Origin of the sequence: Kribbella sp. HUAS MG21 (assembly GCF_040254265.1) — a bacterium.
GTDB lineage: Bacteria > Actinomycetota > Actinomycetes > Propionibacteriales > Kribbellaceae > Kribbella.
The window spans coordinates 2,773,710-2,793,290 of record NZ_CP158165.1 but is presented as its reverse complement, the minus strand read 5'-3'; the positions used below and the strand labels follow the sequence as shown (position 1 = coordinate 2,793,290).

18 protein-coding genes are annotated in these 19,581 nt (G+C 70.2%); 8 read left to right on the top strand and 10 right to left on the bottom strand.

Features of this window, described 5'->3' with window-relative positions; translation table 11 throughout:
• Window positions 1–5: 5 nt before the first annotated feature.
• The 3 genes from ABN611_RS13625 to paaN are packed head-to-tail and all read right to left on the bottom strand — an operon-like array spanning window position 6 to window position 3,569.
• Entirely contained in the window at window positions 6–524 is a 519-nt protein-coding gene (locus ABN611_RS13625) for a flavin reductase family protein (protein WP_350280221.1), read from the bottom strand.
• Complete coding sequence (locus ABN611_RS13620; RefSeq protein ID WP_350280220.1) at window positions 521–1,906, bottom strand: serine hydrolase domain-containing protein; 1,386 nt, start codon at window positions 1,904–1,906, stop codon at window positions 521–523. The genes ABN611_RS13625 and ABN611_RS13620 overlap by 4 nt, the downstream gene beginning before the upstream one ends.
• Window positions 1,899–3,569: a phenylacetic acid degradation protein PaaN gene (gene paaN, locus ABN611_RS13615; RefSeq protein WP_350280219.1), complete on the bottom strand. Its 1,671-nt coding sequence runs from the start codon at window positions 3,567–3,569 to the stop codon at window positions 1,899–1,901. The genes ABN611_RS13620 and paaN overlap by 8 nt, the downstream gene beginning before the upstream one ends.
• Window positions 3,570–3,642: 73 nt before the next feature.
• Here paaN and paaI point away from each other — a divergent pair, with 73 nt between their 5' ends.
• From paaI to paaK, 3 genes are read left to right on the top strand one after another with little or no spacing between them, the layout of a single operon-like run.
• Window positions 3,643–4,077 (top strand): hydroxyphenylacetyl-CoA thioesterase PaaI, encoded by a 435-nt coding sequence (gene paaI / locus ABN611_RS13610; RefSeq protein WP_350280218.1) that lies wholly within the window; start codon window positions 3,643–3,645, stop codon window positions 4,075–4,077.
• Window positions 4,067–5,263, top strand: coding sequence for a 3-oxoadipyl-CoA thiolase (pcaF, locus tag ABN611_RS13605; protein ID WP_350280217.1), 1,197 nt, complete (start codon window positions 4,067–4,069; stop codon window positions 5,261–5,263). The genes paaI and pcaF overlap by 11 nt, the downstream gene beginning before the upstream one ends.
• Window positions 5,264–5,273: 10 nt before the next feature.
• Complete coding sequence (gene paaK, locus ABN611_RS13600; protein ID WP_350280216.1) at window positions 5,274–6,569, top strand: phenylacetate--CoA ligase PaaK; 1,296 nt, start codon at window positions 5,274–5,276, stop codon at window positions 6,567–6,569.
• Window positions 6,570–6,675: 106 nt separating this feature from the next.
• Here the strand turns inward: paaK and ABN611_RS13595 are convergent, their stop codons facing one another.
• Complete coding sequence (locus ABN611_RS13595) at window positions 6,676–6,849, bottom strand: hypothetical protein (RefSeq protein WP_350280215.1); 174 nt, start codon at window positions 6,847–6,849, stop codon at window positions 6,676–6,678.
• Window positions 6,850–6,919: 70 nt separating this feature from the next.
• Between ABN611_RS13595 and ABN611_RS13590 the strand changes: the two genes are divergently transcribed.
• Together ABN611_RS13590 and ABN611_RS13585 are read left to right on the top strand one after the other, a co-directional pair.
• The gene (locus ABN611_RS13590) at window positions 6,920–7,441 is read left to right on the top strand and encodes a DinB family protein (RefSeq protein WP_350280214.1); all 522 of its coding nucleotides are present in this window, start codon (window positions 6,920–6,922) and stop codon (window positions 7,439–7,441) included.
• 71 nt (window positions 7,442–7,512) lie between these two features.
• Window positions 7,513–8,139 (top strand): TetR/AcrR family transcriptional regulator, encoded by a 627-nt coding sequence (locus tag ABN611_RS13585; protein WP_350280213.1) that lies wholly within the window; start codon window positions 7,513–7,515, stop codon window positions 8,137–8,139.
• On the opposite strand, the gene ABN611_RS13580 is transcribed toward ABN611_RS13585, so the two are convergent.
• On the bottom strand, window positions 8,136–11,396 hold the full coding sequence (locus ABN611_RS13580; protein WP_350280212.1) for a BTAD domain-containing putative transcriptional regulator: 3,261 nt from the start codon (window positions 11,394–11,396) through the stop codon (window positions 8,136–8,138). The two genes, ABN611_RS13585 and ABN611_RS13580, sit on opposite strands and share 4 nt — an antisense overlap.
• A gap of 73 nt (window positions 11,397–11,469) precedes the next feature.
• On the opposite strand from ABN611_RS13580, the gene ABN611_RS13575 reads away from it, so the two are divergent.
• Window positions 11,470–12,819 carry a serine hydrolase domain-containing protein gene (locus ABN611_RS13575; RefSeq protein WP_350280211.1) on the top strand — a complete coding sequence of 450 codons (1,350 nt, stop codon included), beginning with the start codon at window positions 11,470–11,472 and terminating at the stop codon, window positions 12,817–12,819.
• On the opposite strand, the gene ABN611_RS13570 is transcribed toward ABN611_RS13575, so the two are convergent.
• The 5 genes from ABN611_RS13570 to ABN611_RS13550 form a co-directional block, all read right to left on the bottom strand.
• Complete coding sequence (locus tag ABN611_RS13570; RefSeq protein ID WP_350280210.1) at window positions 12,816–13,259, bottom strand: VOC family protein; 444 nt, start codon at window positions 13,257–13,259, stop codon at window positions 12,816–12,818. The two genes, ABN611_RS13575 and ABN611_RS13570, sit on opposite strands and share 4 nt — an antisense overlap.
• Before the next feature lie 38 nt (window positions 13,260–13,297).
• The gene (locus tag ABN611_RS13565) at window positions 13,298–14,110 is read right to left on the bottom strand and encodes an ABC transporter permease (RefSeq protein ID WP_350280209.1); all 813 of its coding nucleotides are present in this window, start codon (window positions 14,108–14,110) and stop codon (window positions 13,298–13,300) included.
• Window positions 14,107–15,087 (bottom strand): ATP-binding cassette domain-containing protein, encoded by a 981-nt coding sequence (locus tag ABN611_RS13560; protein ID WP_350280208.1) that lies wholly within the window; start codon window positions 15,085–15,087, stop codon window positions 14,107–14,109. Before ABN611_RS13560 ends, ABN611_RS13565 begins: the two co-directional genes overlap by 4 nt.
• 86 nt (window positions 15,088–15,173) lie before the next feature.
• On the bottom strand, window positions 15,174–16,490 hold the full coding sequence (locus tag ABN611_RS13555) for an MFS transporter (RefSeq protein WP_350280207.1): 1,317 nt from the start codon (window positions 16,488–16,490) through the stop codon (window positions 15,174–15,176).
• Window positions 16,487–17,212, bottom strand: coding sequence for a GntR family transcriptional regulator (locus tag ABN611_RS13550; RefSeq protein ID WP_350280206.1), 726 nt, complete (start codon window positions 17,210–17,212; stop codon window positions 16,487–16,489). Before ABN611_RS13550 ends, ABN611_RS13555 begins: the two co-directional genes overlap by 4 nt.
• A gap of 268 nt (window positions 17,213–17,480) precedes the next feature.
• Here ABN611_RS13550 and ABN611_RS13545 point away from each other — a divergent pair, with 268 nt between their 5' ends.
• Together ABN611_RS13545 and ABN611_RS13540 are read left to right on the top strand one after the other, a co-directional pair.
• The gene (locus ABN611_RS13545; RefSeq protein WP_350280205.1) at window positions 17,481–18,866 is read left to right on the top strand and encodes a S8 family serine peptidase; all 1,386 of its coding nucleotides are present in this window, start codon (window positions 17,481–17,483) and stop codon (window positions 18,864–18,866) included.
• Between the two features lie 280 nt (window positions 18,867–19,146).
• Window positions 19,147–19,533, top strand: coding sequence for a hypothetical protein (locus ABN611_RS13540; RefSeq protein WP_350280204.1), 387 nt, complete (start codon window positions 19,147–19,149; stop codon window positions 19,531–19,533).
• Window positions 19,534–19,581 lie beyond the last annotated feature (48 nt).

Below are 19,581 nucleotides of genomic sequence, written 5' to 3'. Positions count from 1 at the left end.
GTCGGCTAGACCGTCGAGTACCGCCCGCGGCGGTGGACGAGGGCTGGTACGTCGTCCGGGCCGAACTCGACGTGCGCGATCTCCAGCTGGACCTGCAGGCCCCAGCCCACCTCGGGCGGGTCCTGGTCGACGAGAGTGCAGCCCGCCCAGGTGCTGACGCCGGCCGGCGCCGGGCCCCACTCGGTGTCGGTCCAGTCGATCAGCCGGAACGGTCCGCCCGGCGCGGGGGCGACGTACCCGAAGGCGTCGGCCAGCTGCCGGTGCGGCTCACCGAGCAGCGCGACCACCGCGGTCCTTGCCTCGCGCAACATTTCCCACAGGTCCGAGTCCGGGTCCAGCAGCCCGATCACGTACCCGGGCTCGCCGTCCGCGACCAGCATCGACGACACCGTGAGCCCGGCGCGCTTCCCGTCGTACGCCGTCGTCCACAACCCGACCGGCGACGGCAGCCGGCCACGCAGCCGCCGTACCGGACTCCGCTCGGACTCGGGCGGCAGGAACGGATGGTCGCCGTGAATGGTCACGGGGCCACGGTAACGCGGGTTCCCAGGGTGAAGGTGTCGATGGGGTACAGGCTGAGACCGCTGGAGCCGCGGACGGACTCGACGGTGCCGGTCGCGTCGAACGTGAAGCGGTACGACTCGCCGTACGCGCCGTAGCCGTTGCCGCCGGTGACGCGCAGCGTGTCGCCGTCCGCCTCGAGCTCCTGCGGCTCCTCGGCCGGGTTGGGCGACGCCGGGTCGGTCGCGTAGAGCCGGCCGCCGAGCTGCACGACGTCGGTGACGCCCCAGAGGTTCGCGTACCGCCCGGTGAAGCGCGCGAGGTCGCCGCCGTCGCCGCGGTCCTTCGACCCGGCGAGGTCGAGCAGCCGGAACAGACCCTCGGCGAGCTGGGACGCCGGGCCGTCGATCGCGTTCGTCAGCACCGACACCACCAGCCGCTGCTCGGGGTCGACCAGCGTGCGGGTGATGTGCCCCGGGTACCCGCCGCCGTGCCCGAACACCTCCCGCTCGCCGACCTTCGTCACCGCCAGGCCGAGGCCGTACCGCGCCTTCTCGTCTTTCCCGGTGGTCCACAGCGGGTGCCGCATCTCGCGCTTCGACTTGTCCGAGAGCAGCCGGTCGTCGCCGGGCAGGTGCGCGGAGAAGTACGTGACCAGGTCGCGCGCGTTCCCGAAGAACCCGGTCGCCGAGGCCAGGGCGCGGGTGTCGACGTGCTCGATCGGGACGCGTGTGTCGGCGTACGTCAGCGCGCTGTACCCGGCGGCGTACTCCGCGCTCCGCGCCGGGTCGAGCTCCGGACCGAGACCGGCCAGCCCGAGCTTGTCCACGATCGCGGTCTGGACATAGGTGTTGTACGGCGTCCCGCTCGCCGCCTCGACGACCAGGCCGAGGACGCCGTACCCGATGTTCGAGTACTTGAAGCGCTCGTTCTCCACGATCACGGCCGACGAATCGTGCCGCAGTACCTCCAGCAGTTGCTCGCGGTCCGGGAAGGACTTGCCCAGCTGCCACCAGTCGGCGTCGAGGCTGTCGCGGGTCACACCGCCGGCGTGCGCCAGCAGTTCGCGCACGGTCCGCTCGCCGATCGGCGTCCCGACGATCTCGGTGACATGCTGCGCCACCTTGTCGTCGAGCCGGAGCCGGCCCTGCTCGACCAGCTGGAACACGGCGGTGCCGGTGAACGTCTTCGAGTGCGACGCGATCCGGAACAGGTGCTGGTCGGTCAGCGGTACGTCGTTCTCGACGTCCGCCCGGCCGTACGCCGCCGAGAACGCGAGCGCGTCGCCGGCGTACACCGCGACCTGGACCCCGGGCACCCGGAGGTACCGCTGGTTGAAGGCCAGCCAGCTGTCGTAGTACGCGAGTGTTTCGGTCAGACTTGTGGAATCCAGGGCCTCAGACATGTCGCCTAGATTGAATGACGCGGAAGCGACTCGCAACGTATGCGCCGTCGGTGTATGTCGCGTTGGCCGCCGGATTCGCCCCGGTGCCGTGGAAATCGCTGAAAGCAGCCGATTGATTCACGAACACACTCCCGGTCAGGTTCTCCGACAGCGCGACGCCCGCGTCGAGGGCCGCGTCGCGGGTCTCGTCGAGGACCTTGGCGTCGGTCGAGTAGATCCCGGCGGTCATCGCGCCGCCCTCGGTCACCGTGGACCGGAACAGCTCGATCGACTGCGCGGTGTCCGCGGTCCGGACCAGGAACGAGACCGGGCCGAAGCACTCCCGCCCGTAGACCTCGGCGTCCTTGGCGTCGATCGCCACCAGCGTCGGCGTCCGGACGACCGCCTCCGGGAACGCCGGGTGCTGGATCGCGCGCGACTCGAGCACGACCTCGCCGAACTCCGGGGCCAGGTCGAGGCGGCTGATCACGGCCTGGTTCACGATGCCGCCGAGGATCTCGACCGCGCGGGCGTCGTCGCCGAGCAGCTTGGCGATCGCGCCCGCGATCCCGGCGCCGACCTCCTCGAACGACTTGTGGCCCTCGTCGGTCTCGATGCCGGCGGCCGGGACGAACAGGTTCTGGGTGGTGGTGCACATCTGGCCGGAGTACAGGCTCAGGGTGAAGGCGAGGTTGTTGCAGAGCGCCTTGAAGGCGTCGGTCGAGTCGACAATGACAGCGTTCACGCCGGCCTTCTCGGTGAAGACCGTCGCCTGGGTGGCGTTCTGCTCCAGCCATTCGCCGAACTCGGTGCCGCCGGTGAAGTCGATCAGCTTCACCTCGGGCCGGGTCGCGAGCGGCTTGGCGAGGCCGTCACCGGCCCGCTCGGCGGCGAGGGTGACCAGGTTCGGGTCGAACCCGGCCTCGGCGAGCACCTCGCGGCAGACCTCGACGGTGATCGCCAGCGGCAGGACGGCCAGCGGGTGCGGCTTCACCACGACGGCGTTGCCGGTCACCAGCGACGCGAACAGGCCGGGCCACGAGTTCCAGGTCGGGAACGTGTTGCAGCCGATCACCAGCGCGACCCCGCGGCCGGAGACCGTGAACGTCTTCTCCATCCGGATCGGGTCGCCCTTGGCCGGCTTCTCCCAGGTGGCCGTCGCCGGGTAGCGGTTCATCTCCTCGTACGCGTACGCGACCGCCTCCAGCGCCCGGTCCAGCGCGTGCGCGCCGCCGGCCTGGAACGCCATCACGAACGCCTGCCCGCTGGTGTGCTGGACCGCGTTGGCCAGCTCGAACACGCGCTTGTGCAGCCTGTCGAGGATCTCCAGCGTCACCCCGGTGCGCCCGTCGACCCCGGCCCGGCGCCAGTCCGCGAGCCCCTGCTGGGCCGCGGCCAGCAGTTCGTCCAGCCCGTCCTCGACCATCCGCGGGTACGAGACGTCCAGGGCGATCCCGTACGGCGACTGCTCGGTGACGACCGTCCCGCGCGAGCCCGGGACGTCGAGCGGGTACGTCGTACCGAGCCGGGCCTCGAAGGCCGCCTTGCCGTCGGCCGCCGCGGTCTCGCCGTACACCCGGGGGCTGGGCGACTCCGGGAACGCGGAGTGGTAGCCGCGGTCGCGGATCGCCGTCAGCGCGCCGTCGAGGCGCTCGCGGTGGGAGGAGAGCAGGTCCGTGGTCATGTCTGCGATGTTACAGTCGTTGACGCGACCGGGACCAGAGTGTCACAAGCTTCTTTCCGGATTGGGCGAGCGCATGGACGATGTGGCGGCCAGAGTGGCGGCGGCGATGTGGGCGGAGGACACCGCCAGCGCCGGGCTGGGCATGAAGCTCGTCGAGGTCGCCGAGGGCAGGGCGCGGCTCGAGATGACCGTGCGCGAGGACATGGTCAACGGGCACGGGATCGCGCATGGTGGATTCGTGTTCACCCTCGCCGACTCGGCGTTCGCGTTCGCCTGCAACTCGCGCAACCAGGTCACGGTCGCGCAGGCCTGCGACATCGTGTTCGTGGCCCCGGCCCGGCGCGGCGACGTGCTGGTCGCCGAGGCCCGGGAGCGGACCACGTTCGGCCGGAACGCGATCTACGACGTGACGGTCACCCGCGGCGACGAGGTGGTCGCCGAGTTCCGCGGCCGCAGCCGCCAGTTGTCAGGCACGATCATCCCGCCGGAGGAGAGTCATGAGTCGTGAGGCGTACTTGGTCGACGGTGTACGGACGCCGATCGGACGGTACGGCGGTGCGCTGTCGGCGGTCCGGCCGGACGACCTGGCCGCGCACGTGGTCTCGTCGCTGATGAACCGGACGGCGCTCGACCCGGCACGGATCGACGACGTGGTCCTCGGCTGCGCGAACCAGGCCGGCGAGGACAACCGGAACGTCGCGCGAATGGCGGTGCTGCTGGCCGGACTCCCGGACTCCGTGCCCGGGACGACGATCAACCGGCTCTGCGGGTCCGGGCTGGACGCGGTCGCGTACGCCGCCCGGTCGATCATTGCCGGGGACAACGACATCGTCGTGGCCGGCGGGGTGGAGTCGATGTCGCGGGCGCCGTTCGTGATGCCGAAGGCGACCACCGCGTTCTCGCGCCAGGCAGAGGTGTTCGACACCACGATCGGGTGGCGGTTCGTGAACCCGGCGCTCAAGGCGCAGTACGGGATCGACTCGATGCCGGAGACGGCGGAGAACGTCGCGGCGGAGTTCGGCGTCTCCCGGGAGGACCAGGACCTGTTCGCGCTGCGGTCGCAGCAGCGGGCCGCGAAGGCGCAGGCGAACGGGCGGCTGGCGGAGGAGATCGTTGCGGTCGACGTGCCTGGTAAGCGCGTCACCGTGGTCGACAGCGACGAGCACCCGCGCGAGACATCTCTCGAAGCTCTTGCAGGTCTGAAGACTCCTTTCCGATCGCCTGGAACTGTTACGGCAGGGAATGCGTCCGGGGTGAATGACGGGGCGGCGGCCTTGCTAGTGATGAGTGGGGACGCGGTGGAGGAGTACGGCGTCACACCCTTGGCTCGGGTGGTGGGGACCGCGGTGGCGGGAGTGCCGCCGCGGATCATGGGGATCGGGCCGGCGCCGGCGACACGCAAGCTGCTCGACCGCACCGGGGTGGCGTTGTCCGACGTCGACGTGATCGAACTCAACGAGGCGTTCGCGTCGCAGTCACTCGCCGTACTGCGGCAACTCGGCCTGCCCGACGACGCCGAGCACGTCAACCCGAACGGCGGCGCCATCGCCCTCGGGCACCCGCTGGGGATGTCCGGCGCCCGCCTCGCCCTGACCGCGGCCCTGGAGCTCCGCCACCGCGACGCCCGGTACGCGCTGGCCACCATGTGCATCGGCGTCGGCCAGGGCATCGCGACCCTGCTGACCCGTCCCTGAGGAGTGCTCGATGCTCGGCGAACCCTGCCCCGAGGACCTGCGCGACGCCGGCGAACGGCTGTCGGTCGACGAACTCCGGGCCCGGCAGCTGTCGTTGCTGCAGGCAACCGTACGGCGGGCGTACGAGAACGTGCCGCACTACCGGTCCGCACTGGACGCGGTCGGCTTCAAACCCGGGGACCTCCAGAGCCTCGAGGATCTCGGCCGGTTGCCGTTCACCGCGAAGAAGGACCTGCGGGACAACTACCCGTTCGGGATGTTCGCGGTCCCCCGGACCGATGTCGTGCGGATCCACGCGTCGTCCGGGACCACGGGGCGACCGACCGTGGTCGGCTACACCCAGCGCGACCTGGACACCTGGGCGGACCTGATGGCCCGGTCGATCCGCGCGGCGGGCGGGCGCCGCGGGGACGTGTGTCATGTCGCCTACGGCTACGGCCTGTTCACCGGCGGGCTGGGCGCGCACTACGGCGCCGAGCGGCTCGGCTGCACCGTCGTACCGGTGTCCGGTGGGATGACCGAACGCCAGGTGGACCTGATCCGCGACTTCGGCGCCCGGATCATCATGGTCACGCCGTCGTACTTCCTCTCGATCGTCGACGAGCTGGCCGAGCGCGGCATCGACCCGCGGGAGACCTCGTTGCGGATCGGGATCTTCGGCGCCGAGCCGTGGACCGAGCAGATGCGCCAGGAGGTCGAGGAGCGCACCGGCATCCACGCGGTCGACATCTACGGGCTGTCCGAGGTGATGGGGCCCGGCGTCGCGCAGGAGTGCGTCGAGACGAAGGACGGCCTGCACATCTGGGAGGACCACTTCTACCCGGAGATCATCGACCCGGTCACCGGCGAGGTGCTGCCGGACGGTTCCGAGGGCGAGCTGGTCTTCACCACGCTGACCAAGGAAGCCTTCCCGGTCCTGCGGTACCGGACGCGCGACCTCACCCGCCTGCTGCCCGGCTCCGCGCGCCCCGGGATGCGGCGGATGGAGAAGATCACCGGCCGGAGCGACGACATGATGATCGTCCGCGGCGTCAACGTGTTCCCGACGCAGATCGAGGAACAGATCCTGCTCGTCGACGGCCTCACGCCGCACTACCTGTGCGTGCTCACCCGCCCCGGCCGGCTCGACGAGCTCACCGTGCAGGTAGAGGCGGCGCCGGACCTCGCGGACCGCAGTACCGCCGCGGCCGCGCTGTCCCGGCGGATCAAGGAGCGCGTCGGCATCACCGCGACCGTCGACGTCGTCGACCCGCACGCCCTGGAACGCTCCCTCGGCAAGGCGAAACGCATTCGCGACGACCGGTGATCTGTACCGAAGAACGGGTAGTGGTTCTCCCGCCCGCGCGGCTCCACGCGGGTGCCGGAGCCGCGGCGGGTGTGACTGCCGACCACTACCCGTTCTTCGGTACGCGTCACAACAACCCCTCGACCTGCGGCTCACGATGCCGGGTCCTGCGGAGAACGGGCGGCCGGATGTGCGGGCGCACCAAAGCCTCCAGTTCGTAGTCCTCGAGGTCGAACTTGGCCGCGATCTCCCGGTACGGCGCTCCGGTCCGTCGCAGGTGCCGCAAGCCGACTTTGGGCACCCGTCAACCGTTTCCGGCCGCCGAAAATGGGTGGTGCGTGCACAAAGACGACCGGTACGGTGCGTGGCTCATGACAACAGTAGAACGTCCGCCGCTGACCGCCGACGAGCGCACCCAGTTGATCGGGTGGCTCGACCTGCAACGTTCCTTCGTCCGGATGAAGTGCGCCGGGCTCAGCGAGGAGGACGCACACCGCAAGGTGCTGCCGACCTCGCCCCTGATGTCCCCGGCCGGGCTGGTCGCCCACCTCCGCTGGGTCGAGTACTCGTGGTTCCAGCTCGGGATGGCCGGCGTCCCGGACACCGGGCAGACCCCGTGGACCGAGGGCGGCCACGTCGACGCGGAGATGTTCGTCGACGACGTACCGCTCGACCAGTTGCTCGACGAGTACGACGAGGAGTGCCGCCGCTCCAACGCCACCGCCGCCGAACTGCCGCTGGAGGCCGTCGAGCAGGGCCGTCCGCCGGAGAGCGCGGCGTCGCTGCGGTACGTCCTGTGCCACATGATCGAGGAGACCGCGCGGCACGTCGGCCACCTCGACATCATCCGCGAACTGATCGACGGCACCAAGGGCTACACCAAGCTGGAGTGACCCGGTTACGCCTGCGCCGAGGGGTGGATAGGATGTCCGGCATCTGGCACGGGGTAGCGACAAGAGGTGTGATGAGGGAACCCTCCGTACGCCGTTATTCCGGGCGGTCAGTCGAGGAGTGGAAGGCCGCGCGCCGGGAACGGTTGCTGGCCGCCGCGCTCGAGCTCTTCGGGACCGAAGGCTATCCGGCGACATCCGTGGAACGCCTGTGTACACAGGCGAAAGTGTCCACCCGGCACTTCTACCACGAGTTCCAGAACAAGGAAGCCGTGCTGCTCGCGGTGCACGCGCAGGTGATCGAGCTGGCGGTCCGGAGCACCGGGGACGCGCTCCGCCGGACCGCCGACCGGCCGGTCCGGGAACGGATCGCCGCGGCCGTCGACTCGTACCTGAAGACGATCATGGCCGACCTCCGGCGGGCCCGGATCACGTTCGTCGAGGTGGTCGGCGCCAGCCCGGCGGTCGAGGAGCAGCGCAACGCGTTCCGCGAACTGCTGATCGGCAACGTCCGCGACCTCGGCGACACCGCGGTCGAGCGCGGCGAGATCAAGCGCAAGGACTTCCGGTTCCTCGCGCTGGCGTTCTTCGGCGCGGTGAACGCGGTGGTGCACGACTGGATGCTGACCGAGCCGCGGCCACCGGAGCAGCAGGTGCAGAACTCCCTGCGCGAGCTGGCCGTCCAGCTGATCACCGCTTAATCGGTGTAGCGCTTCCGCAGTTCGGCGATGGCGTCGGTGCGGGTCAGGGCGGCGCCTTCGCCGTACGCCGTCTCGTACGCTTCGTTGCCCAGGGCATCACGCAGTACGTCGACATTGCGCTGCACGTCGGCATCCGGGATCGCCCGGCTGCCCTTGATCGCGGCCGCGAGTCCGAGGGCGCGGGCGGCCGCCGTCAGGTCGGCGGTCCGGTGACCGGCGGCCAGCACCAACGCGTCGACCGAGTTCTCCAGGACGCCCGCCGCGACCGGCATGTCCTCCGTGCTGAGCGCCAGCTGGACCGCCTCGCGACCAGTTTGCTGCGCCTTCTCGACGTCGCCGAGGGCGGCGTACACCCGGCTCAGGTGCGAGAGGAAGGTGGCCTGGCCGTGCGGCGCGACCCGCTCCGCGACGGGGTCGAGCATCGCGTAGCCGCGCTCCGCGAGTTCCTTCGCCTCGTCGAGGCGGCCGGTGCGTTGCGCCAGCCGCGCGAGCCCCAGGTTGGCCATCGCCTGGCCGCCTCGCGAGCCGGTCTCCTCGGACAGTCGCATGGCCCGCTCGAGATCGGCGCGGGCGTCGTCGTAGTCGCCCAGCTCCATCCTGCTCAGCGCACTGCTGCCGAGCAGTTGGGCCACGCCTTCCGTCGTACCGAGCTCGTCGACCAGCCGCAGCGCCTCGGTCAGCGACGCCAGCGCCTGGGCGTGCTCACCGTGACCGGCCTGGTAACCGGCGAGGCCGCGCAGCGCCATCGACATCCCGAAGCGATCGCCGATCTCGCGGAAGCCGTCGAGCGCGATCGTCAGGTTGGCCGCCATCTCGTCGACCTCGCCTTCGTTCTCGCGGAACATCGCACCGGTCATCACGCCCATGTTGCGGATCCAGGGATCCGGGTGCCGGCCCGCGGCCTCGAGCTCGGCGAAGCAGGTCGCCTTGTCCCGCCGGATCGCCGCCCACAGCGCGTTGGTGAACAGGCCGATGCCGGAGTCGACGAGGATCCGGTGCCGCCGGGTCATCCAGCGGACCGTGGCCAGGCCGCGGATCATCTGCTGGAACGAGGTGACCGGGTCCTCCTCGGTGGACACCCGGCCGAGCGCGAGCAGGTACACCGCGACGGCCTTGTCCAGCGGCGCGCTCCTCCCGGGTACGGCGAGCGCCGCCTGCATCCAGTTCACCGCCTCGGCCGGGCGGCCGCCCATCGTCCAGTACTCACCGAGCACGGCCACCATCTGTACGGCGACCCGCGCCGAGCCGGTGTCGATCGCGGTCCGGAGCGCGTCGAGCAGGTTCTCGTTGTCGGCGGTCAGTCGCGCGATCCACTCGATCTGCTCGCCGGTCCGCAGCTTCCGCCGCGCGCTGCGGAGCAGGCGGCTGAAGTACACCGTGTGAGCTCGTCGGAAGCGGTCGTACTCACCCGCGGCCCGCAACTGCTCGGCGCCGTACGCACGGACCGTCTCGAGCATCCGGTAGCGCACGGACCGCTCGTCGGCCGCGGCCTCGACGAGGGACTTGTCCACCAGCGACGCGAGGACCCCGAGCACGGACTCGGGCGGGATGCTTTCGTCGCTGCAGATCTGCTCGGCCGCGTCGAGGGTCGCGCCGCCGGAGAACAGCGAGAGTCGCCGGGCGACGGCCTGCTCGTCCGGGTCCAGCAGGTCCCAGCTCCACTCCACGACCGCGCGCAGTGTCTGATGTCGGGGAAGCGCAGTACGGGATCCGCTGGTCAGCAGGCGGAACCGGTCCGCCAGCCGGTCCACGATCTGCAGCGGCGTGAGCGCCCGCAGCCGGGCGGCCGCGAGCTCGATCGCCAGCGGCATGCCGTCCAGCCGACGGCAGATCTCGGCGACCGCGTCCCGGTTGGCGTCGGTGAGCTGGAAGTCGGGCCGTACGGCGCGGGCGCGGTCGACGAACAGCTGCATCGCCGGGTACTCGTCGGTGGTCGCGTGCTCCGGCGGCAGCCCGAGTGGCCCGACCGGGTGCAGGTGTTCACCGGGGATGCTCAACGGCTCGCGGCTGGTGGTCAGGACGCGGAGCCGTGGGCACGAGGCCAGCAGCGAGTCGACCAGGCCGGCGACCTCCTGCACCAGGTGCTCGCAGTTGTCGAAGACCAGCAGGATGCGGCGGTCGCCGATGACCTCGACGAGTCGCTGGGTGGCTGCCCGGCTGGTCGGGATGTGCTTGGGCGCCAGTCGCGCCTGCGGCAGGTCGACGTACTCGCTGGCGCCGAGCGTGGACAGCACGGTCGGCGCCACATCGGCCGCGTCACCGAGCGGTGCCAGCTCCACGAACCAGATGCCGTCGCCGGACTGGTCGACGAGCGACCGGCCGGTCTCGGTGGCCAGCCTGGTCTTGCCGGCGCCACCTGGGCCGACCATGGTGACGAGGCGGGTGCCGTTGCTCAGCAGCCGGGTCAGCTCGGCGACGTCCTGACGCCGCCCGACGAAGCTCGTCAGCGGCGCACGCAGGTTGCTGCGCGGGGCCGCCGGCACCGGAGCTGGTACGGCGGAGGTCTTCGCGGCCGGGTCGACTGCGTCGCCGCGGAGGACCGAGACGTGCAGGTCCCGGAGGCGGGTGCCCGGGTCGGCGCCGAGCTCGTCGGCGAGGGTGGTGCGGATGCGTTCGTACGCCGCCAGCGCCTCCGCCTGGCGGCCGTCGGCGTACAGGGTCCGGATGAGGAGCTCGTGGACGCGTTCGCGGAGCGGGTGGGTGACGGCGAGCTGCTCGAGGTCGGTGATCAGGTCGCGGGCATGGCCGCAGCTGACGGCGGCCTCGGCGAGGTCCTCCGCGCCCGCCAGCCGTAGCTCGGCCAGCCGGTCCGCCTCGACCGCGGCGAACGGGAGGTCGCGCAGGTCGGCCAGGGCCTCGCCGCGCCAGAGCTTGTCGGCCTGGGTGAGGAGCGTGTGCGCCTGCTCCGGGTCGGACGCGAGCAGCCCGCGACCACGCCGTACGAGCTCCTCGAACTGTAGGGCGTCGACACAGTCCGGGCCGATGGTCAGCGTGTAGCCGGCTGGGCCGGACTGCACGGAGATGCTCGACTCGGTCGCCGGCAGGCTTGCCCGCAGCCGCGACACCAGGGACTGCAGCGCGTTCGCGCTCGGGGCCTCGGCGCCCCAGAGCGCGTCGACCAAGGTCTCTACCCCGACCGGCCGGCCGGCGTTCAGCGCGAGCCGGGCGAGCAGTCCGCGCAGGCGGACGCCGCGGATGTCGAGCGGACTCCCGTCGGCCGCCCACATCGCGAGAGGACCGAGCACCGCTATGCGCACCCGACCAGCCTCGCACATCGTCCGCACCAAACACCCGTGCCTTTTGTCATCGGGGGACTTAAGGTCGGGCTTCGTGACAGAAATCGCCGCGCCGACGCAGCTCGCGCTCTCCCGCATCGTTGCCGAACGTCAAGCCAAGGGCCGGGTGCCCGGGGTGGTGGGCGCCGTCGCCCGCGCCGGGTCGCTCGCCTGGTCGACCGGGGCCGGGTCGGCCGACCTGGACAACCCCGGCGTACCGCCGACCGCCGACTCGCAGTTCCTGATCGCGTCGCAGAGCAAGACGCTCACCGCGGTGACGATCATGGCGCTGCGCGACGAGGGCAAGCTCAGCCTCGACGACACGGTCGAGCAGCTGATCCCGGAGAGCAAGCACGAGGGCGTCACCGTCCGGCAGATGCTCAGCCACGCCAGCGGCATGCAACGCGAACCGGTCGGCGACGTGTGGGACCTGATGAAGTTCCCGTCTCGCGACGAGCTGGTGACCGGCTGGAACGCCGCGGAGCGGGTCGGCAGGCCGCACCACCGGTTCCACTACTCGAACCTGGTGTTCTCGCTGCTCGGCGAGATCGTCGCGCGGCTGGACGGCCGTTCGTGGTACGAGTCGATCAAGGCGCGCATCCTGGACCCGCTGGAGATGCGCCGTACGACGGTCGGCATGGACGGCGGGCCCGCGCAGACCGGGTACTACGTGCCGCCGTTCTCCGACGTACCGGTCCGGGAGCCGCTGCTGGACATCGGCGCGATGGACGCGTGCGGCGGGCTGGCGTCGACCGCCGAGGACCTCGCGAAGTGGGCGATGTTCGTCGCGAACCCGGTCGACGAGGTGCTGTCCAAGGACACCCTGGACGAGATGTGCCAGGTGCAGATCATGGCCGACGTGGACCGCTGGCAGCTGGCGTTCGGGCTCGGGTTCATGCTGTTGCGCCGCGGCGACCGGTTGTTCGTCGGGCACGACGGCGGCATGCCCGGGCACATCACGTCGACGTTCGTCGACCGGTCGTCCGGTACGGCGGGGATCGCGCTGTTCGGGTCGACGTCGTCGCCGGCGCCGAGCGCGCTGGCCACCGACCTGATCATCAAGGTCCTCGAGGACGACCCGCTGCCGCCCGAGCCGTGGGTGCCCGGCACCTCGGTGCCCGAGGAGCTGTCCGGCGTCCTCGGCACCTGGTTCACCGAGGGCTCGCCGTTCGTGTTCTCGGTGAAGAACGGCGTCCTCGAGGCGAAGTCGCCGGCCGCCGCGGAGTACCAGTCCCCCGCGGTCTTCGAGCGCGTCTCCGAGGACACGTACCGGACGATCTCCGGGCGCGAGACCGGCGAGCTCCTGCGCATCACCCGGGACCCCGCGGGTCATCCGGTCAAGTTGCACTGGGCAACCTATCTGTGCACCCGGGAGCCGTTGGCCTTCGGTGAGCTGAACTCCTAGACGACACAGAAGTCGTTGCCTTCGGGGTCCTGCATCCACAGGTGGTCGAGAGTGCTGGATCCTTCCATCGGGACCTCGCGGACCACGGTGGCGCCGGCGGCGATCAGCGCTTCGGCCTTGCTGCGGATGCGTTGCTCGCGGAGGTGCTGCGGCTGGGCGCGGCCGCCTGCGACCTGGAGATCCAGGTGCAGGCGGTTCTTGCCCGTGCGGGGCTCGGGGACCTTGAGGAACGAGATCGACGGGAGGACGCCGTCCGGGTCGGAGATCGACGCGCCGTCGTTCCACTCGTCCTCGGGGACGTTCAGCTCGGTGAGCCACGCCTGCCAGGTGTCCCAGCCCTGCGGCGGGTCGGCCTCGGTGTAGCCGAGCGCCGTACACCAGAAACGTGCGACCAGCGCCGGGTCGCGGCAGTCGACGGTGAGCGTCCAGTGGGTCGTCATACCGGCCACTGTGCCGCTCACCACCGACATTTCGCCGATCAGGTACGGCGGCGGTAGGCGCGGATCGCCAGTGGGGCGAAGACCGCGACCAGGCCGACCATCCAGGCGAGCGTGATCAGCAGCGGCCGCTGGATGTCGCCGCCGAGCATCAGGCCGCGCATCGTGTCGACCAGGTACTTCACCGGGTTGACCTGCACGAATGCCTGCAGGAAGCCCGGCAGCGTGTCGGTCTGGACGAAGACGTTGCTACCGAAGGTGAGCGGGAACATCACCAGGAACGCGACACCCTGCACGCCCTGCGCGGTCTTCAGCGACAGCCCGAGCCAGACCCAGATCCAGCACATCGACAGCGCGAACGCCAGCACGATCAGCAGCGCGAGGGCGCCGTACCCGACGCCGTTCTGGAACCGGAAGCCGAGCGCGAACCCGGTCCCCATCAGGATCACGATCGACAGCGTGTACCGGACCGCGTCGCCGAGCACCGCGCCGACCAGCGGCGCCACCCGCGCGATCGGCAGCGACCGGAACCGGTCGAACACGCCCTTCGCGAAGTCGTCGTTCAGCGCGACCCCGGTGCCCATCGTGGAGAACACGACGGTCTGCACCAGCAGCCCGGGCAGCAGGAACGGCAGGTAGTCGCGCCAGCCGGCGCCCTGCGCGATCGCGCCACCGAACACGAACAGGAACAGCACCAGGAAGATGATCGGCTGGAACGTCACGTCCGCCAGGGCTTCCGGGTTCTGCCGGATCCGGACGATGTTCCGCCAGGCCAGCGTCAGGCTCTGCTGAGCCCAGGCGAACGGATTCGTCCGCCTCGCCACATGGGCGGCTTCGAGTGTTGCCGTGCTCATCGGCCGGCTCCTTCCAGGATCTTGGGCTCTTCGGCGGTGTGGCCGGTCAGCGCGAGGAACACCTCGTCCAGGCTGGGCAGCCGCAGCGACAGCTCGGTCACCGCGATCCCCGCCTCGTCCAGCCGCCGTACGACGACCGGCATCGACGAGCCGTCCGTCACCGGCACGCTGACCAGCGCGTTCACCACGTCGACGGTCGGCCGGGCGCCGACCGATTCCGCGACGATCGCCGCGACCCGCTCGATGTGCGACGGCTCGGCGGGCCGGACGTCCAGCGACTGCTTGCCGGCCTGCGCCTTCAGCTCGGCCGGGCGCCCGTTCGCGACCACGGTGCCCTTGTCGAACACCACGATCGAGTCGGCCAGCGCGTCTGCCTCTTCGAGGTACTGCGTGGTGAGCAGCACGGTGGTGCCGTCGAGCACCAGGTTGCGGACCGTCTCCCAGACGCCGTTGCGAGCGTGCGGGTCGAGACCGGTCGTGGGCTCGTCGAGGTACAGGATGCTCGGATCGCCGACCAGGCTCGCGGCCAGGTCGAGCCGTCGGCGCATACCGCCGGAGTACGTTTTCGCGATCCGGTCCCCGGCTTCGGTCAGCTCGAACCGCTCGAGCAGCTCGTCCGCCTTGGCGCGGGCCCGCGGGCGCGAGTACCCGAGCAGCCGGCCGATCATGATCAGGTTCCGGCGGCCGGACATGTCCTCGTCGACGGACGCGTACTGCCCGGTCAGCCCGATGATGCCGCGGACCTTGGCGGCGTCGCGGACGACGTCGTACCCGCCGACCGTGGCGTGGCCGCCGTCGGGGCGGAGCAGCGTGCCGAGAATGCGGACCGCGGTCGTCTTGCCGGCGCCGTTCGGGCCGAGGACCCCGAGAACGGTGCCGGTCGGCACGCTCAGGTCGACGCCGGCGAGCGCGGTCGTACTGCCATATTTCTTGACCAAGCCGACCGCCTCGATGGCGACCCGGTTCGTTGTGGTCATCGGTTCCTCCCAGTGGCTTACCTACTGGGAATACCGTCGCTGCTTGCTCTGGCACCGCCCTGGCACTGCGCTGGCAGGCCGCTGTCTCAGCCCTTCAGCGGCATGATCCGGTTGGCGAGCAGCGCCTGGTACGCCTCCGGGTTGTAGCGCGCCAGGTGCCCGCGCGCCTTCCGCCGGTACTTGAGGATCTGCCGGGTGCCGATCGCCCACAGCACGTACTGGAACGCCAGCGCGAACTTGAAGTCGTCGATCCCCTGCGGCGCACCGCCCGACGACGCGTCCAGCAGGACGCCGATCATGCCGATGCTGAGCAGCGTGGCGATGAACCCGCCGGTGTTGACCATCCCGTTCGCCGCGCCGAACCGGGTCGCCGGGTTGAACGTCCGCGCGTAGTCCAGCCCGAGCATCGACCCCGGACCGCCGGCGGCCTGGACGACGATCAGCGCCAGCAGCACCGGCATCGGCGCACGGCCCGGCCAGAGCAGTACGACGGTCCACATCACGACCGAGCCCGCGATCACCGCCAGCACGATCCAGGACCGGTAGAACGGGAACCTGGCGGCGTACCGCCCGACCAGAGGTCCGTAGAGGAGACCTGCCAGCACGGGGATGATCAGCATCGCCGCCGCGGTCGTCGGAGCCACACCCTGTCCTTGGACGAGGAACGGGTAGCCCCAGAGCAGACCGAACGTGCTGCCGGAGAAGCTGGTGGTGAAATGCGTCCACAGGCCGAGGCGGGTGCCCGGCTCCCGCCAGGCGCGGCGCAGGTTGTTCCTCACCTCGCTGAGCGGCTGCTTGGCGCGGCGGAGCGGTTCGTCGTACGGCGTGTCCTTGACGAGGAACAGGACGAGCAGACCGGTCAGGACGCTCAGCACGCTCGCTGCGGCGAAGGTCGGGGTCCAGCCGAAGGCGTGGAAGGCCGCCGCCATCGGCACGGTCGACATGATCGCGCCGAGACCGCCGAGCATCCCGGTCGCCTGGGACATCACCGGCTGCCGCAGCGCGGGGAACCAGGACATGACCACGCGCAGCACGCTGATGAACACCAGTGCGTCGCCGACACCCAGTACTGCGCGGGCGGCGAGCGCTGCGGGGTACGAGTCGACCATGCTGAACGCGGACTGCGCTACGAAGAGCAGGGCTGACGCAGCGATCAGCAGGCGCTTGGAGCCGTAGCGGTCGAGCAGTACGCCGACCGGGACCTGCATGGCGGCGTACACCGTGAGCTGGACAACGGTGAAGCTGGCGAGCGCGGACGCGGAGATGTCGAAGCGCTCGGCGGCTTGCAGGCCGGCCACGCTCATCGAGCCGCGGTGCAGCACGGTGACGAGGTACGTCAGGACAGCAGTGGCCCACACCGCCCAGGCACGCCGTCCGCCCAGGGGGAAGAGGAGTTCGGTCACCGGGTGCTCCGCAGATCCGTCGCGGCTTCGGCGATGTGTGCGACGACGAGCTCGCGGAAGCGCTTGACGCTGTTGCCGCTGAGCGCGCCGATCAGCTCCTGGTGGGCGGCGATCGACTTGTCCATCCGGGCCGGCTGCATCTCGATACCGGGCACGCCCATCCGGACCTGGCGATCGCGGAGGCTGTTGTAGAGCTTCGCCAGGATCTGGTTGCCCGCGGCATCGACAATGGCTTCGTGGAAGGCTCGGTCGGCCTCCAGGAAGCTCTTCGCATTGTTCTGCTTGCGGTGCGCGCGCATCTCGTCGACGCGCTGCGTCAGGGTCTCGATCAGCTGCTTGCGGCGCGGCCAGACCTTGGCGGCGGCGTGCGTCTCGATCAGCTCGCGGGCCTCGAGGACGTCGTCGATCTCCTGCGGCAGCACCGGGAGGACGAGGGCGCCCTTCTTCGGGTAGAGCTTGACGAGACCGGACTCCTCCAGGCGCAGCAGCGCCTCGCGGACCGGCGTACGGGAGACGCCGACCGCCGTCGCCAGCTCACCCTCGGTGAGCAGCTCGCCGCCCGGGTACGTGCGGTCGAGGATCGCCGTCTTCACGTAGGCGTAGACCCGCTCGGCCGCGGGGATCTTGTCCACCCCCGGCGCCGCCTCGACCACGACCCGCGCGATCTCCGCGGTTTCCTCGCCCACCGTCAACGCGTCGTCCGCCGCGTCCCCGCCTGTCACTGCACTCCCACCCATACGTCTCGTATCTCTGTTGTATCTATCTTACACCCACAGGCAATCCACCGACGCTTGTGGTTATTCCCCAGCTTGTCCACGAGTTATCCACAGGTGAATCCACAGGATGTGGGCAACTGAGCGTGATCGGGTGGCTGCGTGCAGGGTTTCCCCTGCGTTGTGGATGAAGAACTCCGTCTTTCCGGAATCAGGCCTAGAGTCCGGGGTTACCGGCCCGGGCCCGTCCGCTCGGACCCCGCCCTGAGGAGGCCTCGTGTCCCGAACTTCCCGTCCGCGCCGGCTGGCGGCCGGCCTCTCCGCCGCCGCCCTGGTCTGTCTCTCGCTCGGCACCGCCACCACGGCGAACGCCGCCGACGGCCCGCTCATGAACTACGTCGTCAACACGAAAGCCACCCCGGGGCACGTCCGGAAGACCGAGCAGGCGGTCAAGGACGCCGGCGGCACCGTGCTGGTTTCCTATCGGCAGCTCGGGGTTGTGGTCGCGCAGTCGACGAACCCCGATTTCCGGACCGACATCCGCGCGACGCACAACGGACGCGAGGTGCAGTCGGTCGGCGCGACTCGGACGGCCGCGGTCAGCGAGGGCGTGGGCGGGCTGAACGGGTACGCCGCGGCGCCGGCGCCGGACCCGCGCGAGGGCGAGCAGTGGGACATGGTTCAGATCAAGGCCGACCAGGCGCACGCGGTGACCGACGGCTCCCGATCGGTGCTGGTCGGCATCAACGACAGCGGCGTCGACGACACGCACCCGGACCTCGCCCCGAACTTCGACGCGGCGAACTCCGTCAGCTGCGTGCGTAACGGCGTACCGGACAAGACCCCGGGCGCGTGGCGGCCGACGACCAGTTCGCACGGCACCCACGTGGCCGGCACGGTCGCCGCGGCCCGCAACGGCGTCGGCATCGTCGGCGTCGCGCCCGGCGTCCGGATCGCGTCGGTGAAGGTGGTGAACGACGCGGGCTTCATCTACCCGGAGTACTCGATCTGCGGGATCGTGTGGGCCGCCGAGCACAACATGGACGTGACGAACCACAGCTACTTCATCGACCCGTACGAGTTCTGGTGCAACGACAACGGCGACCAGGGCGCGGTCCAGGAGGCAGTACGCCGGGCGTACGACTGGGCGACGGACCGCGGCACACTCTCGGTGGCGGCGGCCGGCAACGCGAACTACGACCTGGCCAACAAGACGGTCGACCGCAACAGCCCGAACGACACGACACCGGTCACGCGCACGATCAACAACGACTGCCTCGACATGCCGACGGAACTCCCCGGCGTCATCACGGTCGCGAGCACGACGCGCACCGGCGCCCGGAGCAGCTTCTCCAACTTCGGCCTCGACAAGATCGACGTCGCCGCCCCCGGCAGCTCGATCCTCTCCACGCTTCCCGGCGGCCGCTACGGCCTCTCGAGCGGCACGTCGATGGCCTCACCTCACGTCGCCGGCGTCGCGGCCTTGATGAAGTCCACCCACCCTTCGTGGTCGCCGACCGACATCGAAACCGCCCTCCAACAGCAGGCCGACGACACCCCCTGCCCCACCACCACCCCCGACCCCCGCTGCACCGGCACCACCGCCGAAAACTCCTTCTACGGCGAAGGCCTCACCGACGCCCTCGAAGCCGCAACCCCCTGAACCGAGTGGGGGTCCCCCGCCCGGGACCCCCACTCACTCAAGTCCGGGAACGAGCAAGAGCTGACAGGCGGCGTACTACCGGCCAAGTAAGAACTAACAACCAGCGCACTACCGGTAGCCAACCACCGCGTGCTACGGCCATCTGCCCCGAATGAGCCCCACCCGTCTACGCCGGCCTATCGGACGAGCTGTGCCGTTCAGTCGTGGTGCCTGCCGAACCAGCCGGGAGCAGGCGGTTTCTCGGTGGCACTCACACAACGCGCATTGCGATGATGCGGAGGTGACCGACGACACCCCGCGGGTCGTGTTCCTCTTCGACGACACGGACGTCTGCCTGTTCCCGTCACTCGACACAGCCGAAGACTGGATGGAAGCGATCGATGTCGACGACAACGAGTACACCGCCGCCCTGACAGACACTGGCCGGGTGATCAGGATGCGCACCGAGAAGGGGCTCGTCGTCCTGGAGTTGACGGAACAGACGGATCTGCCGAAGCTGCGGGAACTTCTGCGCGATCACGGCGAATCGATCGGGCAGCGAGGCATAGAACTGGCCCCTGTCGCCTTCGCCAACCGGTCGTGGAAAGAGGATTGGGACAGCCGCTGGCCGCAGTGGCCCCGTTGGCTGGACAAACGCCTCCACCCGCACGGCCCGATTCAGGCGTAAGCACCGCTTCCGGGGCTATTATCTGATTAGATAACGAGTCAGGAGTGC

Excerpts from the sequence above, each read along its gene's own strand:
- ABN611_RS13620 (WP_350280220.1), bottom strand. The coding sequence starts at position 1,906 with ATGTCTGAGGCCCTGGATTCCACAAGTCTGACCGAAACACTCGCGTAC.
- paaN (WP_350280219.1), bottom strand. The coding sequence starts at position 3,569 with ATGACCACGGACCTGCTCTCCTCCCACCGCGAGCGCCTCGACGGCGCG.
- paaI (WP_350280218.1), top strand. The coding sequence starts at position 3,643 with ATGGACGATGTGGCGGCCAGAGTGGCGGCGGCGATGTGGGCGGAGGAC.
- pcaF (WP_350280217.1), top strand. The coding sequence starts at position 4,067 with ATGAGTCGTGAGGCGTACTTGGTCGACGGTGTACGGACGCCGATCGGA.
- paaK (WP_350280216.1), top strand. The coding sequence starts at position 5,274 with ATGCTCGGCGAACCCTGCCCCGAGGACCTGCGCGACGCCGGCGAACGG.
- ABN611_RS13590 (WP_350280214.1), top strand. The coding sequence starts at position 6,920 with ATGACAACAGTAGAACGTCCGCCGCTGACCGCCGACGAGCGCACCCAG.
- ABN611_RS13585 (WP_350280213.1), top strand. The coding sequence starts at position 7,513 with ATGAGGGAACCCTCCGTACGCCGTTATTCCGGGCGGTCAGTCGAGGAG.
- ABN611_RS13570 (WP_350280210.1), bottom strand. The coding sequence starts at position 13,259 with ATGACGACCCACTGGACGCTCACCGTCGACTGCCGCGACCCGGCGCTG.
- ABN611_RS13565 (WP_350280209.1), bottom strand. The coding sequence starts at position 14,110 with ATGAGCACGGCAACACTCGAAGCCGCCCATGTGGCGAGGCGGACGAAT.
- ABN611_RS13560 (WP_350280208.1), bottom strand. The coding sequence starts at position 15,087 with ATGACCACAACGAACCGGGTCGCCATCGAGGCGGTCGGCTTGGTCAAG.